This window comes from Mesorhizobium sp. AR02 (genome assembly GCF_024746835.1).
Taxonomy (GTDB): Bacteria; Pseudomonadota; Alphaproteobacteria; order Rhizobiales; family Rhizobiaceae; genus Mesorhizobium.
This window is the reverse complement of sequence record NZ_CP080531.1, coordinates 4,119,531-4,133,748: the sequence shown is the minus strand read 5'-3', so window position 1 is coordinate 4,133,748 and position 14,218 is coordinate 4,119,531. Positions and strand designations below refer to the sequence as shown.

The following is a 14,218-nucleotide window of genomic DNA, read 5'->3' as shown; positions in this document are numbered from 1 at the left end:
CGAAAGGCACCAGACTTGCCGCTGAGCGTCCAGAAACGCCGCGAAAAACAGAAGGCCGAACTGCGTTCCGAACTGGTCGAAGCCGCGCACAAGCTCGTCCAGGAAGAAGGCTATGAGGGCCTGACCATCCGCAAGTTGGCCAAGCGGGTCGGCTACGCGCCGATGTCGGTCTATTCCTATTTCGCCGACAAGCAGGACATCCTGTTCGCGCTCGCCGAAGATGCCTTCGAAAACCTTGCCCGCCGTATCGAGGAGCATCCGTCCGACGATCCGATCGAGGCTTTGCAGGCGGTGATGACCGAATATGCCGCCTTCGGCCTCGGCAATCCCAATGAATATCGCACCGTCTTCATGACCGAAAAGACCAGGCCGCCGGAAGGCCGGAGTTTTCAAGAAATGCACGAGGCAAACCCGGCGATGACGGCGCTGATCACCCGGGTCGAAGCCTGCGTCGCCGCCGGAAAATTGCAAGGCGATCCGCGCGCCATCGCCACCATGCTGTGGGCGGTCGGCCACGGCACGATCTCGCTGCTGATCACCTTTCCGTTCTACCCCTTCGGCGACCCATATGCCTTCGTGAAACGGATGTGCGATTTCCAACTGGCCGCACTCAGCACGCAGAACGTGCCGCCCCTGACCGAGACACCGGTCAACTGCTGAACGCCAACTCCTTTCGTTTCCATACTTCCTCGTGACCTTCCCCGGCCAACCGGGGGCGAATTTCTTGGTTAACAAAAAATTACCGTACACGTACGATTTTGGCTTGAACTTCGCGATCGGCAGACGTATCTGTGCGCAGTAACGTACATGTACGGAAAAAATTCACCCGTCGAAAACGGAGACTGACAATGAAAAAGACACTCCTCACCCTCGCCGCCGTGCTGGCACTTTCCGGCTCGGCCTTCGCCGCCAACACCGCTCACCCGGTCAAGCACGCGCCTGCCGCGACTTGCGTCGACACCAAGACCAATGTGAAGCTCGATTGCGCCTCGACCGGGTCGGTCGAGAAGAAGGGCGCCGCGGAAAACACCGCTGAAGGCAAGGGTCCGCGCCTCGGCATCAGCATCAATCCCTGGATCGTGCCGAGCGCGTTCTGAGATTTGACTGCATGTCCGCCCGGGGATTCCCCGGGCACGGGCGAGATCCCTAGCCCCGGCCTTGCGCCTGATATTGAGTTGGCGCGCAACCGACCTTGCCGCTGAAGGCAGTGCTGAAGGCACTTGCCGATTGATAGCCAACCTCCCCAGCGATCTGGCTGAGCGGTTTTTGGCTGTGCAGCAATGCGTCCTTGGCCAGTGCCATGCGCCATGCCAGCAGATATTCGACCGGTGCCGCCCCCACGACATCGACGAAGCGCCGGGCAAAGCGGGAGCGCGACATTCCCACACTTTTTGCCAGTTCTGCAATCGTCCACGCTCTGCCGACATCGGAATGGATGTGGGTCAAGGCTCTCGCCAGTTGCGGGTCGGCAAGGGCACCGAGCAGACCTTGTGGCGCTGCGCGCCGCGCGCCATCCCGCCGCAGCGTTTCGATCAGCATCACCTCGATCAGCCGCGCCAGCACCATGTCCCTTGCCGGCCTGGCAGCACGCGTTTCGTCGACGATGATCCGCATCAGGCTTCCAAGCCTTTCCCCGACATCCTCCCTCGCCCGGATATGGGTGAAGCGTGGCAACAGACCGAACAAAAGATCGGCGTTGGCCGGATCGCAGAGGATCAGGCCGCCAAGGATGCGCGTCGTCGGGCCTTCCCCCCAGCCGACCCGCAGTTCATTGTCGACCGTGTTACGCTCCTTGAATTCGGCGTCGGACAGCACAAGCTTCGCGCCTGGCCGGCTGACGAAGCACGGCGACGACGGCTGAGCGGCCAGCAGGTAGTCGCCCGCGCACAGCTGCACCGCATCGGTGTCACCCGGCTCAAACCAGCACTCGCCTTCGGTCACCAGATAGAAGGTGGGGTCGGTCTGGTATGGCGAGCGGATACCCCACTCACCGGTTGCCGCGAGATTGCCAAGCAGCAGCGTCCTTGGGCGCAACAGGGCGATGATATCGGTCAAAGGGTCCAAACGAGACGATCCGTAATCAAATTGACACTTTTCATTATAGATCAGGCCAGAACTTTTACCTAGATCAGCCGCATAACCTCAAGGAGTTATGTGAATGACCAAGACCGTCCTCATCACCGGCTGTTCGTCAGGACTGGGCAAGACCACGGCGATGCATTTCGCCGCCCAAGGCTGGAACGTCATTGCGACAATGCGCAAGCCGGACCAGAGCCTCGCCGCCGACTATCCCGATCAAATGCTTGTCCTGCCCCTCGACGTCACCAATGCCGTCAGCATCGAGACCGCCATTGCCGCCGGCATCGGGCGCTTTGGCCATATCGACACCGTTGTCAACAATGCCGGCATCAGCGTCGTTTCGATCTTCGAGGCGACCGCGAAGGAGACGATCCGTGGCATCTTCGAGGCCAACGTCTTCGGGACGATGAATGTCATGCAGGCCGTCATCCCGCATCTGCGTGATCATGGCGGCGGCACGATCATCAACATCACCTCCGGCGTCGGCCTGGCGGCTGTACCGCTGCTGGCGCTGTACACCGCGACCAAGCATGCCGTCGAAGGCCTGTCGGAATCGCTGTCCTACGAACTTGAATCGCAGAACATCCTGGTCAAGCTGGTCGAACCCGGCGCCATGCGCACCACCAGTTTCACCGCCAACACCATGGCGGCATCACAGGCCGTTTCAGTCCCGGCGACATACAAGCCCTACTTCGACCACATGATGCAATCGATGATGAACTACCCGCTCCCGGATGCCGACGAGCAGCAGGTCGTTGCGACGATCTACGCAGCGGCAACCGACCCATCACACCGCCTGCGCTATCTCGCCGGCCCGGATACGGAGGAGATGGCAAGACTGCGCTGGTCGACCTCGGAAGACGAATATCTGTCGACCATGAACCGGTTGATGGGGCAGACCGCGTGGCGCGACGGCAATCCTGGCTGATCGCCGTCCGCCGAGGCCGCCAAATCGCTGCGGTGGCCAGATGTCAGCCGATCGAGACCGGCAGTCTGGCCGCTGAACTTTCAAAGGCCGCGTCGATCAGCCTCTGCATGTCGGCGGCGCGCCGGAAGGACGGGTCGCCGTTCTGCCCGGCATCCAGCGAGTCGACAAAACGCTGGGCGTTGCGCTTGACATCCGGCAGGGCTAGCTCCCGCCAGAGCTGAACATCGACGTCCTCTCCCAGGCACGCCGACAGCCGCGCTGCCTTGCCATCGGTCTCGACCTTGAGCGCTCCTTTGGTGCCATGCAGCGTCAGCGACAAATCATTGCCATGGCCGGTTGTGTAGCGGCTCGCCATGATCGTCGCCAACGCGCCGGATGTCAGCCGTGCCGTCATCGCCACACTGTCATTGGCGTCCAGCACATAGTCGCCGATCCGATCGCCCTCGGCCTTCGGAAACGTCACCAGATCGGCGTGCAGGCTGACGATGTCCTGGGCCGCTCCATAGGTGGCGAAGTCCAGGATGTGGATGCCGACATCGCCCAGAACCCCCGTCGAACCGTGCCGGCTCGACAGGCGCCACAGCCATTTGTCCTCGACGCGCCAGTCACCCCAGGATTTGCTGACCAGCCAGCTCTGCTTGTAGCTCGCCTCGACATGGCGCAATTCGCCGATCGCGCCCGCCAACACCAGACGCCGTGCTTCCTGGATCGCCGGTGAATTGCGGTAGGTGAGATTGACCATGTTGACGAGGCCGGCGGCCTCGGCCGCTTCGGTCATGGCAAGCGCATCGGCATGGTTCGGCGCCAGCGGCTTTTCACAAAAGACATGTTTTCCCGCGGCAAGCAGCGCCAACGTCGTCGCCTTGTGCACACCGTCCGGCGTCGCGTTGATGGCGGCGTCGAAATCGCCCCAGGCGATCGCCGCTTCAAGGCTCTCGAAAGAAACGCCGATCTCGTTGGCAGCGGCAAACGCCGCCGCGCGGCCAGGCAGTTGATCGACACAGGCGACGATGCTGCAGCCAGGAACCTTTGCGAACTCTTCGATATGATGTCCGGCGATCCAGCCGGTGCCGAGCAAGAGCAGGCGATGCATCAGATCAGGTCCCCCATCAACTCAATCCCTTGTCGCCGTCGGCATGCAGGCGCAGGCCCTTCTGGACGATCTTCTCCTTGGCCTTGTCCGTCGGCACGTTCGGCGCATTGGTGATGCCGGACCATGCGGGTGCCGGATTGTGCGCCCAGTGCACGGCGTTGCGCAGCACCTGCTGCACGCCCGCATTGTGATAGATCGGATAGGTCTCGTGGCCGGGTGAGAAATAGAAGATGCGGCCTGCGCCGCGCTGGTAGGTCAGCCCCGAGCGGAACACCTCGCCGCCCTCGTACCAGGAGACAAACACCGTCTCCAGCGGCTCCGGCACCGCAAACGGTTCGCCATACATTTCCGTCTCGCCGATTTCCAGGCATTCGCCGATGCCTTGCGCGATCGGATGGCTGCGGTTGATCGCCCAGACACGCTCGCGCTCGCCCGCCTCGCGCCACTTCAGCGAACAGGGCGTGCCCATCAGCCGCTTGAAGATCTTCGAGTAATGGCCGGAATGCAGCACGATCAGCCCCATGCCTTCCCAGACCCGCTTCTGCACGCGCTCGACGATCTCGTCCTTGACCTCGCCATGCGCCGCATGGCCCCACCACAGCAGCACATCGGTGGCGGCCAGGCGCTTCTCGCTCAGGCCGTGCTCGGGCTCCTGCAAGGTGGCGGTGGTCGCCTCGATGCCCTTGTCCTGGTTGAGCGCGGCCGCGATGGTACCATGCATGGTCAAGGGATAGAGGTCACGCACGGCGGCATTGGTCTGCTCATGGACGTTCTCGCCCCAGACAACAGCTTTTATCGGCATTTTTCCTCTCCAAAGCGCTTTGAATATCTCAACTGGCGATGCCTTGGGAAGATGCCTTTCAACCAAAATTGCGGAAAATCAGGGCTTGCGGGGTTTGCGCCCGGGGACGGTCTTGGCCTTGCCTGGCTTGGCGGGCGCGCCGGGGATCGCCGAACTGGTGATGGACACCGGATCGCTGGCCGGGAACGTGTCCTCGAGACCCTCCTCGAGTTCCTCTTCCGCGCTCGACGCTTCGTGTTGCTCATGTTCGAGCGAGCGGACGGCAGACGTCTTTTTCACCGGCGACTTCGGCGCGGACTTTGACGGCATCGGCATTTCTCCCTCGACCTGTTGCCGCACAACGGACGCGGACGGCAAACGTTCCGGGGTCAGCCAGCCGCGTCGCGGGCCCCCTCGGACAGGAAAGTAAAGACATAGTCCGAGAAGGAACGCCAGCATTCGACCCGGAAGGCATCGTCGGCCGTGCGCAACAGCACGATCTCGGCCTTGCCGAGGATAGTGCGCGAGGCCGCGCCTACCGGGAAGGCGTCGAGCGACAGGTCCTGCGGGCAACCCGAATTGACCGCGGCTTCGGCCGCCGGACCGGCGACTGATATCGCAATGTTGCGATGCGAGATGCCGACCGCCGAATGCAGCGCGGTGACTGCGGCACAGTCGGCGAGCGGGTCTTTGCCGGCCTCGTCGATGACAAGCCATTCGTCGGGGCCAAGCCACAGAGCGGTGCGCCCTGCCTTCGATGCCGAAGTCTTCGGCTTCTTCGGCAAGGTCAGGCCAAGTGCCTTCGAAAGCGCCGCGACCGAAGCCTCCGGCGCGCGCAGCGAGATGCGCTCCGCCGGCGGCAGCACCTCGACCTTGACACCCGTCGCGGAGACGGTGCATCCAGCCAGTGCCGGGCGGCGCTCGACCGAAGGCGATGCGGTGGTTGTTGCTTTTTTCGCGGCAGCCTTAGCCATTGAGGCGCCCTCCCGTCTCGTCGAAGAACACCATGCCGGTAACCTCCACTTCGATCACCCCGTTCGGCATCGGCACATAGAGCGTGTCGCCCATCCGGTCGCGGCCGCCGGCGACCAGCGCCAGCGCAATGGAACGGCCGCAATTCTGCGACCAGTAGCTCGAGGTGACATGGCCGATCATCTTCATCGGGATCGCTTGCTTGGGATCCTCGACGATCTGCGCGCCCTCTTCCAGCACCACCTTCGGGTCCTTGGTCTTGAGACCCACCAGTTGCTTGCGGCCCTTGGCGACCAGGTCCAGCCGCGCCATGCCCCTGATACCGACGAAGTCGGTCTTCTTCTTGCCGACCGCCCAGTCCAGTCCGGCGTCGTTCGGCGTCACCGTGCCGTCAGTGTCCTGGCCGACGATGATGTAGCCCTTCTCGGCGCGCAGCACGTGCATCGCCTCGGTGCCGTAGGCGGCCGCACCATGCTTCTGGCCCTCGGCCCACAGCGCTTCCCAGACGGCCTGGCCGTAGTCGGCCGGCACATTGACCTCGAAGCCGCGCTCACCGGTGAACGACATGCGGAACAGCCTTGTCGGCACGCCGCAGATCTTGCCTTCGCGCACCGACATATGCGGCAACGCCTCGTCGGACATGTCGATTCCTTCGACCAGCGGCGCGATGATGTCGCGCGACTTCGGCCCTTGCACCGCGATGACCGCCCACTGCTCGGTGATCGAGGTCAGCCAGACATTGAGATGCGGGAACTCGGTCTGGAGATAATCCTCCATATGGTTCATGACGCGCGGCGCGCCGCCGGTCGTCGTCGTCACATGGAAGCGATCCGGCGCCAGCCTGCCGACGACGCCGTCATCATAGATGAAGCCGTCCTCGCGCAACATGATGCCGTAGCGGCAGCGGCCCGGCTCCAGCTTCTCCCACGGATTGGTGTAGAGCAGTTCCATGAACTTGGCCGCATCAGGCCCGACCACCTCGATCTTGCCCAGCGTCGAGGCGTCGAACAGGCCGGCATTGGTGCGAACCGCGACGCATTCGCGGTCGACCGCCGCGTGCATGTCTTCACCGGCTTTCGGGAAATACCAGGCGCGCTTCCACTGGCCGACATCCTCGAACACGGCACCTTGCGCTTCGGCCCAGGGATGGATCGCGGTTCTGCGTGTCGGGTCGAACAGCGGCCCGCGCGCATGGCTGACGATCGCGCCAAAGGTGACCGGCGTGTAGGGCGCGCGGAAGGTGGTGAGCCCGACTTCCGGGATCGGCTTGCCCAGCGTCTCGGCGGCAATCGCCAGGCCGTGCATGTTGGAGGTCTTGCCCTGGTCGGTCGCCATGCCATTGGTGGTGAAGCGCTTGACGTGCTCGATCGAGCGCATGCCCTCATGCACCGCCTGGCGGATGTCCTTGGCGGTGACGTCGTTCTGGAAATCGACGAACGCCTTCACTGTCGTGTCCGGCCCGGCGCCGGGCGCCGCGCCCAGCATGCCGCGCGACCAGCTTTCCGAGGCATCGACCTTAGGCTTCACACCCTTGGCGGTTTTCGCGCCGGCATCTTTGGCTGCCTTGGCGCCAGCCGCATAGGCTTCGTCCACCGTCGCCGACAGCCCATCGGTGCCGTTGCAGGCGCCGACCGAGACGCAGTCCTGTGCATAGGTGCCCGGCACGAAGCGCTTGGTCTCGTCGTTGAAGGCGACCTTGCCGCGCGACTGCGAGAACAGATGCACCGACGGCGTCCAGCCGGCCGACATCAGGATGGCATCGACGGGAATGGTGCGCTCGCCGCCGCCATTCTTCGGCTGCACGGTCATCGAGGACACCCGCAACTTGCCGCCGGCGCGGATCACCGCGCGGCCGAAATTGATCTCGATGCCGAGCGCCCGCGCCTCGTCGATCACCGGCCCAGTCGGGTTGTCGCGCAAATCGACGATCGCCGCGACATTGACGCCGGCCTTCTTCAGGTCGATCGCCGCCGCGTAAGCGGAATCATTGGCGGTGTAGACGCCGACATTCCTGCCGACCGCCACGCCATAATGGTTGAGGAAGGTGCGCGCCGCGCCCGCCAGCATGATGCCGGGCCGGTCATTGTTGGCGAACACCATGTGGCGCTCGATGGCGCCGGAGGCCAGCACAACGCGCTTCGCGCGCACCTGCCACAGCCGCTCGCGCGGCAAATCATGGCCGGGGGCCCTCAGATGATCGCTGACGCGCTCGACCAGGCCGACGAAATTCTGCGCGTAATAGCCAAAGGCGGTCGTGCGCGGCAGTACGCGGACATTGTCCATGGCGGCGAGCTTGGCGATCGCCGCTTGCGCCCAGGCAAAACCGTCCTGGCCGTCGATCTTCGCCCCGGTCTCGAAACGCAGGCTGCCGCCGAATTCGACCTGCTCGTCGGCGAGGATGACGCGCACGCCGGTCTCGGCCGCCGCCAATGCCGCCGCGATGCCGGCGGCACCGCCACCCAGCACCAGCACGTCGCAATGCGCGTAGCGCGAGGAATAATGGTCGGGATCGGGCTTGTCGGGAGAAACGCCGAGGCCGGCGGCTTCGCGGATCTTGGGCTCGTACAGGCTCTTCCACGCCGCCTTCGGCCACATGAAGGTCTTGTAGTAGAAGCCGGCCGAAAACATCGGCGATGCCAGGTCGTTGACCGCGCCGACATCGAAGGACAGCGACGGCCAGCGGTTTTGCGAATTGGCGGCGAGCCCGTCATAGAGCTCCTGCACGGTGGCGCGCACATTGGGCGTCTTGCGCGCATCGTCGCGCACGATCTGCACCAAAGCGTTGGGCTCTTCCGCGCCGGCCGACAGGAAGCCGCGCGGACGGTGGTACTTGAACGAGCGGCCGACCAGATGCACGCCGTTGGCAAGCAGTGCGGACGCCAGCGTGTCGCCTTCGATGCCGGTATAGGACTGGCCGTCGAAGCTGAAGCGCGCGGTCTTGGCCTGGCTGAGGCGACCGGCTCTCGGGATGCGGAACGCGCCGCTCATTTGGCAACTCCCGGCAGCTTGGCGGGCTTGGGTTCGCCGGCCTTGTAGGTCATGACGAACTTGTCGGTGACGGTGTCGCGCACCGCATTGAAGAAGCGTGCGCAGCCATGCATGTGCCGCCAGCGCTCATAGATGATGCCCTTGGGATTGGAGCGGATGAAGAAGAACTTTTCGAAATCGTCGTCGCTCTCGCCCGCAATGTTGGCCGAGCGCGCAATATGCGCCTCGCCGGCGTTGCGGAATTCGAGTTCGGGGCGCTCTTCCTCGCAATAGGGGCAGCGGATGAGAAGCATTCTGTTCGTTCCTACAATTCGCCGTGGCCGACGCGGGCGCCGGGGGGTTGGTCGCAAAGCTTCTGGCCCATGGTCACGAACGGCGCGACGAGCCGCAGCCGCTCCTCGACACTCGCAGAATCGCGAAACAAGGCGCGGTTGGCCATGTTGCCGAGCGTCAGTTGCATCGGGTCGGTCGTGACGATGACGCCACGCGGTTTGAAATCCTCGCCTTCGTCCAGGCCCTTCGGCCGGCCTTCGAAGAACATCACAACTTTCTGGCCGCCACCCCAGACGCAGGCCAGCGTTCCCTCGTCGACCGAAAACGGCCACCCGGCCTCGTTGCCGGCGCGTGTGATCGGCTGCAGCCGCACCTCTTCAGCCGACGGCATATGGAACAGGCCCTGTTCCCCCGCCAGCATCAGCGGCATCGCGACAGCCATCTCGGCCATCATCATCAGTGCGCCACCGCCGCCGCCGCCGCCTCGTCGATGAGCCGGCCGGTGCGGAAGCGCTCGATGGTGAAGGGCGCGTTGATCGGATGCGGATCGTCCTTGGCGATGGTATGGGCAAAGACATGGCCCGAGCCAGGCGTCGCCTTGAAGCCGCCCGTGCCCCAGCCGCAATTGACGTACAGGCCGGGCACCGGCGTCTTGGCCAGGATCGGCGAGCGGTCCGGCGTGACGTCGACAATGCCGCCCCACGAACGCAGCATCTTCATGCGCGTGAAGATCGGGAACATCTCGCAGATGGCATCGAGCGTATGCTGCAGAATGTGCAGGCCGCCGGTCTGCGAATAGGAGACATACTGGTCGGTGCCGGCGCCGATCACCAGTTCGCCCTTGTCGGACTGCGAGATATAGGCATGCACCGTGTTCGACATCACCACGCAAGGCACCACCGGCTTGATCGGCTCCGACACCAGTGCCTGCAGCGGATAGCTTTCCAGCGGCATGCGCACGCCGGCCATGTTCATGATCACCGAGGAATGACCGGCGGCGACGACGCCGACCTTCTTGGCGCCGATGAAGCCGCGCGTCGTGTCGACGCCCATGACCGCGCCATTCGCCGCGCGCTTGACGCCGGTGACCTCGCAATTCTGGATAATGTGCACGCCACGTGCCGAAGCGCCGCGCGCATAACCCCAGGCCACCGCATCGTGGCGCGCCGTGCCGCCGCGTCGCTGCAGCGCAGCACCGACCACCGGATAGCGCGCATCCCTGGAGATGTTCAGCGGCGGGCAGAATTCCTTCGCTTGCTCCGGCGACAGCCATTCATTGTCGATACCGTTCAGCCGGTTGGCGTGGACATGGCGCTTCAGCACCTGGATGTCGTGCACATTATGCGCGAGCATCATGACACCGCGCGCCGAATACATGACGTTGTAGTTGAGCTCCTGGGAGAGCCCATCCCACAGCTTCAGCGCATGGTCGTAAATCCCTGCGCTCTCGTCATAGAGATAGTTGGAGCGGATGATGGTGGTGTTGCGGCCGGTGTTGCCGCCGCCGAGCCAGCCCTTTTCCAGCACCGCGACATTGGTGATGCCGTGCACCGTGGCGAGATAATAGGCGGTGGCCAGGCCATGGCCGCCGGCGCCGACGATGATGACGTCGTATTCCTTTTTGGGCTCCGGCGAGGACCACTGCTCCTCCCAGCCCTTGTGGCCGCGCATGGCCTCGCGGGCGATGGCGAATACCGAATATTTTTTCAACGTCCCAGCCTCGCGCCAACAGATCTCGCGGATTGCAGCCGGGCTTTTGTTCGGCCCGGCGCGCGAGGTGTATCACTAGCGAAACAGCGCTTCCACCCTTGCGCTGTTTGCGACGGCGCTTGCCGTTTTGCGCCACGACGAAAAAGACCCATGCGGGCTGGCTCCCATCCGAGCCTTCAGCCACATTGTCTGTCACGAAACTGCGGAGGACGAATATGGGCAATGCCTGGTGGAATCTGACATTGCGCTTCCTGCTGGAGCTTGCCGCCTTGCTCGGTCTCGGCGTCGCCGGCTGGAACCTCTCAGAGGGATGGTGGCACTGGGTCCTCGCTTTGGCCCTGCCGCTCATTGCGGCCGTGCTGTGGGGGACCTTCGCCGTGCTCAACGACCCAAGCCGGTCGGGCCGGGCTCCCGTCCCGGTTCCGGGCGCGGTACGGCTGGCGCTCGAACTGGTCATCCTGTTCGGCGGCGCTGCCGGATTCTACGCCGCCGGTTACGCGACCACGGGCCTCATCGTCGCCCTGCTCATCGCCATCAGTTACGCATTTTCGCTCGACCGACTCGGTTGGCTGCTGAAGCAATAGTTCGGGACGACGCGGCCTTCGCAGGTATCGGGTGGCTCCGACCTGCCCCGTCTGCGACCAAGCATCCCGATTGCCGGCGAGACCGGCATGAACAACAGGGATGCAAAACATGCTCGCACTCACCAACAAGATCGCCATCGTCACCGGCGCCAGTTCCGGCATCGGCCGCGCCACGGCAAAACTCTTCGCCGAGGAAGGCGCCAGGATCGTCGTCGCCGCCCGGCGCCAGGCAGAGCTCGACACGCTTGTCGCCGAGATATCGGACGCGGAGGGCACGGCCGTCGCCCTTGCCGGCGACGTCAGGGACGAAGCCTATGCAAAAGCGCTTGTCGATTTGGCGGTCGAAAGCTTCGGCGGCCTCGACATTGTCTTCAACAATGCCGGCGCAGTCGGCTTGATGGCACCGCTGCCCGACATGATGCCGGCGACATGGCACGAGACGATGGACATCAACCTGACCAGCGCCTTTCTCGGTGCGAAGTACCAGATACCAGCGATGCTGGAGCGCGGCGGTGGCTCACTGATCTTTACGTCGAGTTTTGTCGGCTACACTGCCGGCATGCCGGGCATGGCCGCCTACGCCGCCGCCAAGGCCGGCCTCATCGGCCTGACACAGGTTCTGGCCGCCGAATACGGGCCGAAAGGCCTGCGCGTCAACGCGCTGCTGCCCGGCGGCACCGATACGCCCGGCGCGACAACGACCACGCCCGAGGCTCGCGCCTTCGTCGAAGGTATCCACGCCTTGAAGCGCATGGCACAGCCGGAGGAGATCGCCCGCTCGGCGCTTTATCTCGCCTCCGATGCCTCGAGCTTCACCACGGGAACGGCGCTGTTTGCCGACGGCGGCGTCTCGATCAACCGGACGTGAAGGTTTTTTGCGGCGAAGGGGCCGGTTCGCCGCTTTGACGCAGGCAGCCGGTCTTGCTTTTTCCGCGCGATTTAGCGATTCCGTTTCTTGTCGAAACGGGTCCCGAAACCATGATGCTCATCCGAACCTATGTGGCCGCGAGCGCAATCGAGGGCGTCGGCATGTTCGCCGCCGAGCCGATCCGGAAAGGCACCTCGATCTGGCGCCTCGATCCGGATTTCGACCGGCTGATCCCGATGGACAAATACGAGGCCGCGCCGCAGCCTCTGAAGGAATTGCTCGACCGCTATGCCTATCCGAGCCCGGATCGGCCGGGTTTCATGGTCTATGAGGTCGACAATGGCCGCTTCATGAACCATTCGGCGACGCCGAACACCGATTTTTCGCAATATGGCGGCGCGACCGCGACCCGCGACATTGCCGCGGGCGAGGAGATCACCTGCGACTACGGCGAATTCTTCGAGGATTTCGAACGGCTGCATCTGGCCACGGCGTGATTGGCGCCCTATCTCGCACCTACCGTGGCAATTTGGCTGTTGTCCTTCATTTCGACTGTGGACAGCGCGGCCTGATTCTGCTATCAGCCGCCACAATTCGTGGTGTCGACCGCCGCGGAGGCTAGTGGCTATGGCCGCTTGCCTGTTGATATCAAACCCGAAAGACAGGATTGCCCGTGCAGGTACTCGTCCGCGACAATAACGTTGATCAGGCGCTTCGCGCGCTCAAGAAGAAGATGCAGCGCGAAGGCATTTTCCGCGAAATGAAGATGCGCGGCCACTACGAGAAGCCTTCCGAGAAGCGCGCCCGTGAAAAGGCTGAAGCCGTTCGCCGCGCCCGCAAGCTGGCCCGCAAGCGTGCACAGCGCGAAGGCCTGCTGCCGATGACGCCGCGTCCCGTTCCTGCCGGTGGTGCTGCTGGTGCAGCGCGTCCGCCGCGCTGATTATCGCCAATATTTCGTCCTTTTCGAAGGATACTGAGGTGGCGCGATGCGGAATCGCCGCCACCTTTTTATTTTGATTGTGACCCGGCCCGGAGGGGGGATCCGGACCTGAGCGACGCGGCTTGAAGTGAGGACAGGGCAGACATGAACGCAACGAGCGTGGAGCGCGGGACCGCATTGCGTGGTTTCGCCCTGACAGCCGCCCTGCTTTCCGGACTGGTGCTGGCCGGCTGCCAGACATCGGGTCCGACCGGCGAGTTCAACAACATCGACAAGGCGCAAGGGTCGAGCGAAAACATCTCCTCGCTGTCGGCGGTGATCCAGCGCAATCCCCAGGATCCCGAAGGCTACAACGTGCGCGGCTCGGCCTATGGCCGTGGCGGCCAGTACCAGGCAGCGCTCAAGGACTTCAACCAGGCCATCCAGCTCAATCCGAATTTCTACCAGGCCTATTCGAACCGGGCGCTTATCCAGCGCTTCCTTGGCAATCAGGCGGCCGCGCTCGACGACTACAACAAGTCGATTCAGATCAACGGCAATTATGACGCCGCCTATATCGGCCGCGGCAATCTCTACCGCAAGGCGGGCCGCACCCAGGATGCCTTCAACGATTTCCAGAAGGCGATCCAGCTCGACACCACGGACGCCCGCGCCTACCACAATCGCGGCCTGATCTATCAGAGCCAGGGCCAGCACAAATTCGCCATCGAGGATTTCTCGACCGCCATCTCGCTGGCGCCGGATGCCGCCGAGCCCTACAACGGCCGTGGCCTCTCCTATCTGGCGACGGGCGACGAGGACAATGCGTTCTCCGACTTCAACATGGCCATCAAGCTCGACGGCCAGAACGCCGAGGCCTGGGCCAACCAGGCGCTGATCTACGAGCGGCGCGGCGACAAGGCGAAGGCGGCGAAATCCTATCGCGAAGCCGTGCGCCTCAACCCGAGCTACCAGCCGGCCAAGGACGGCCTCGCCCGCGTCAGCTGACATAGCTTTGGCAGA

General features: G+C 63.7%; 17 protein-coding genes. 8 read left to right on the top strand and 9 right to left on the bottom strand.

All coding sequences use genetic code 11. The features are described from left to right. Nucleotides 1-15: 15 nt before the first annotated feature. Both DBIPINDM_RS24215 and DBIPINDM_RS24210 read left to right on the top strand, forming a co-directional pair. Nucleotides 16-660 carry a TetR/AcrR family transcriptional regulator gene (locus DBIPINDM_RS24215; protein WP_258581578.1) on the top strand — a complete coding sequence of 215 codons (645 nt, stop codon included), beginning with the start codon at nt 16-18 and terminating at the stop codon, nt 658-660. A 188-nt stretch (nt 661-848) separates the two neighbouring features. Then, entirely contained in the window at nt 849-1,097 is a 249-nt protein-coding gene (locus tag DBIPINDM_RS24210) for a DUF680 domain-containing protein (RefSeq protein WP_258581577.1), read from the top strand. A 49-nt stretch (nt 1,098-1,146) separates the two neighbouring features. Here the strand turns inward: DBIPINDM_RS24210 and DBIPINDM_RS24205 are convergent, their stop codons facing one another. Further along, a complete protein-coding gene (locus DBIPINDM_RS24205; protein ID WP_258581576.1) occupies nt 1,147-2,064 on the bottom strand; it encodes an AraC family transcriptional regulator in 918 nt (305 codons plus the stop codon). A 94-nt stretch (nt 2,065-2,158) separates the two neighbouring features. On the opposite strand from DBIPINDM_RS24205, the gene DBIPINDM_RS24200 reads away from it, so the two are divergent. Next, nucleotides 2,159-3,007: an SDR family oxidoreductase gene (locus tag DBIPINDM_RS24200; protein ID WP_258581575.1), complete on the top strand. Its 849-nt coding sequence runs from the start codon at nt 2,159-2,161 to the stop codon at nt 3,005-3,007. 43 nt (nt 3,008-3,050) lie between these two features. Here DBIPINDM_RS24200 and DBIPINDM_RS24195 read toward each other — a convergent pair whose 3' ends face one another. From DBIPINDM_RS24195 to DBIPINDM_RS24160, 8 genes are all read right to left on the bottom strand, one after another. After that, a complete protein-coding gene (locus tag DBIPINDM_RS24195; RefSeq protein ID WP_258581574.1) occupies nt 3,051-4,100 on the bottom strand; it encodes a Gfo/Idh/MocA family protein in 1,050 nt (349 codons plus the stop codon). A gap of 16 nt (nt 4,101-4,116) precedes the next feature. Then, a complete protein-coding gene (locus DBIPINDM_RS24190) occupies nt 4,117-4,902 on the bottom strand; it encodes a ThuA domain-containing protein (RefSeq protein ID WP_258581573.1) in 786 nt (261 codons plus the stop codon). Between the two features lie 78 nt (nt 4,903-4,980). Next, the gene (locus tag DBIPINDM_RS24185) at nt 4,981-5,211 is read right to left on the bottom strand and encodes a hypothetical protein (protein WP_027043183.1); all 231 of its coding nucleotides are present in this window, start codon (nt 5,209-5,211) and stop codon (nt 4,981-4,983) included. Nucleotides 5,212-5,270: 59 nt separating this feature from the next. After that, the gene (locus tag DBIPINDM_RS24180; RefSeq protein WP_258581572.1) at nt 5,271-5,855 is read right to left on the bottom strand and encodes a sarcosine oxidase subunit gamma; all 585 of its coding nucleotides are present in this window, start codon (nt 5,853-5,855) and stop codon (nt 5,271-5,273) included. After that, nucleotides 5,848-8,841 carry a sarcosine oxidase subunit alpha gene (locus DBIPINDM_RS24175; protein WP_258581571.1) on the bottom strand — a complete coding sequence of 998 codons (2,994 nt, stop codon included), beginning with the start codon at nt 8,839-8,841 and terminating at the stop codon, nt 5,848-5,850. Before DBIPINDM_RS24175 ends, DBIPINDM_RS24180 begins: the two co-directional genes overlap by 8 nt. Further along, nucleotides 8,838-9,134, bottom strand: coding sequence for a sarcosine oxidase subunit delta (locus DBIPINDM_RS24170; RefSeq protein ID WP_095199452.1), 297 nt, complete (start codon nt 9,132-9,134; stop codon nt 8,838-8,840). Before DBIPINDM_RS24170 ends, DBIPINDM_RS24175 begins: the two co-directional genes overlap by 4 nt. A gap of 11 nt (nt 9,135-9,145) precedes the next feature. Continuing rightward, nucleotides 9,146-9,568, bottom strand: coding sequence for a hypothetical protein (locus DBIPINDM_RS24165; RefSeq protein ID WP_258589329.1), 423 nt, complete (start codon nt 9,566-9,568; stop codon nt 9,146-9,148). A 2-nt stretch (nt 9,569-9,570) separates the two neighbouring features. Then, the gene (locus DBIPINDM_RS24160) at nt 9,571-10,824 is read right to left on the bottom strand and encodes a sarcosine oxidase subunit beta (RefSeq protein ID WP_064992050.1); all 1,254 of its coding nucleotides are present in this window, start codon (nt 10,822-10,824) and stop codon (nt 9,571-9,573) included. Nucleotides 10,825-11,039: 215 nt separating this feature from the next. Here DBIPINDM_RS24160 and DBIPINDM_RS24155 point away from each other — a divergent pair, with 215 nt between their 5' ends. The 5 genes from DBIPINDM_RS24155 (at nt 11,040) to DBIPINDM_RS24135 (ending at nt 14,203) form a co-directional block, all read left to right on the top strand. Next, the gene (locus DBIPINDM_RS24155; protein WP_258581570.1) at nt 11,040-11,408 is read left to right on the top strand and encodes a DUF2568 domain-containing protein; all 369 of its coding nucleotides are present in this window, start codon (nt 11,040-11,042) and stop codon (nt 11,406-11,408) included. A 109-nt stretch (nt 11,409-11,517) separates the two neighbouring features. After that, complete coding sequence (locus DBIPINDM_RS24150; protein WP_258581569.1) at nt 11,518-12,276, top strand: SDR family oxidoreductase; 759 nt, start codon at nt 11,518-11,520, stop codon at nt 12,274-12,276. A 110-nt stretch (nt 12,277-12,386) separates the two neighbouring features. Beyond that, nucleotides 12,387-12,773, top strand: coding sequence for an SET domain-containing protein (locus DBIPINDM_RS24145; protein ID WP_258581568.1), 387 nt, complete (start codon nt 12,387-12,389; stop codon nt 12,771-12,773). 176 nt (nt 12,774-12,949) lie between these two features. Continuing rightward, nucleotides 12,950-13,216, top strand: a complete 267-nt coding sequence (rpsU, locus tag DBIPINDM_RS24140) for a 30S ribosomal protein S21 (protein ID WP_027056687.1) — start codon at nt 12,950-12,952, stop codon at nt 13,214-13,216. A 144-nt stretch (nt 13,217-13,360) separates the two neighbouring features. Continuing rightward, nucleotides 13,361-14,203 (top strand): tetratricopeptide repeat protein, encoded by an 843-nt coding sequence (locus tag DBIPINDM_RS24135; protein WP_258581567.1) that lies wholly within the window; start codon nt 13,361-13,363, stop codon nt 14,201-14,203. The last annotated feature ends 15 nt before the right edge of the window (nt 14,204-14,218 follow it).

Bases quoted from the DNA above. Each gene is read 5' to 3' on its own strand.
- DBIPINDM_RS24190 (WP_258581573.1), bottom strand. From the start codon at position 4,902: ATGCCGATAAAAGCTGTTGTCTGGGGCGAGAACGTCCATGAGCAGACC.
- DBIPINDM_RS24155 (WP_258581570.1), top strand. From the start codon at position 11,040: ATGGGCAATGCCTGGTGGAATCTGACATTGCGCTTCCTGCTGGAGCTT.
- DBIPINDM_RS24180 (WP_258581572.1), bottom strand. From the start codon at position 5,855: ATGGCTAAGGCTGCCGCGAAAAAAGCAACAACCACCGCATCGCCTTCG.
- DBIPINDM_RS24165 (WP_258589329.1), bottom strand. From the start codon at position 9,568: ATGATGGCCGAGATGGCTGTCGCGATGCCGCTGATGCTGGCGGGGGAA.
- DBIPINDM_RS24195 (WP_258581574.1), bottom strand. From the start codon at position 4,100: ATGCATCGCCTGCTCTTGCTCGGCACCGGCTGGATCGCCGGACATCAT.
- DBIPINDM_RS24210 (WP_258581577.1), top strand. From the start codon at position 849: ATGAAAAAGACACTCCTCACCCTCGCCGCCGTGCTGGCACTTTCCGGC.
- DBIPINDM_RS24175 (WP_258581571.1), bottom strand. From the start codon at position 8,841: ATGAGCGGCGCGTTCCGCATCCCGAGAGCCGGTCGCCTCAGCCAGGCC.
- DBIPINDM_RS24200 (WP_258581575.1), top strand. From the start codon at position 2,159: ATGACCAAGACCGTCCTCATCACCGGCTGTTCGTCAGGACTGGGCAAG.
- DBIPINDM_RS24170 (WP_095199452.1), bottom strand. From the start codon at position 9,134: ATGCTTCTCATCCGCTGCCCCTATTGCGAGGAAGAGCGCCCCGAACTC.
- DBIPINDM_RS24150 (WP_258581569.1), top strand. From the start codon at position 11,518: ATGCTCGCACTCACCAACAAGATCGCCATCGTCACCGGCGCCAGTTCC.
- DBIPINDM_RS24185 (WP_027043183.1), bottom strand. From the start codon at position 5,211: ATGCCGTCAAAGTCCGCGCCGAAGTCGCCGGTGAAAAAGACGTCTGCC.
- DBIPINDM_RS24145 (WP_258581568.1), top strand. From the start codon at position 12,387: ATGATGCTCATCCGAACCTATGTGGCCGCGAGCGCAATCGAGGGCGTC.
- DBIPINDM_RS24135 (WP_258581567.1), top strand. From the start codon at position 13,361: ATGAACGCAACGAGCGTGGAGCGCGGGACCGCATTGCGTGGTTTCGCC.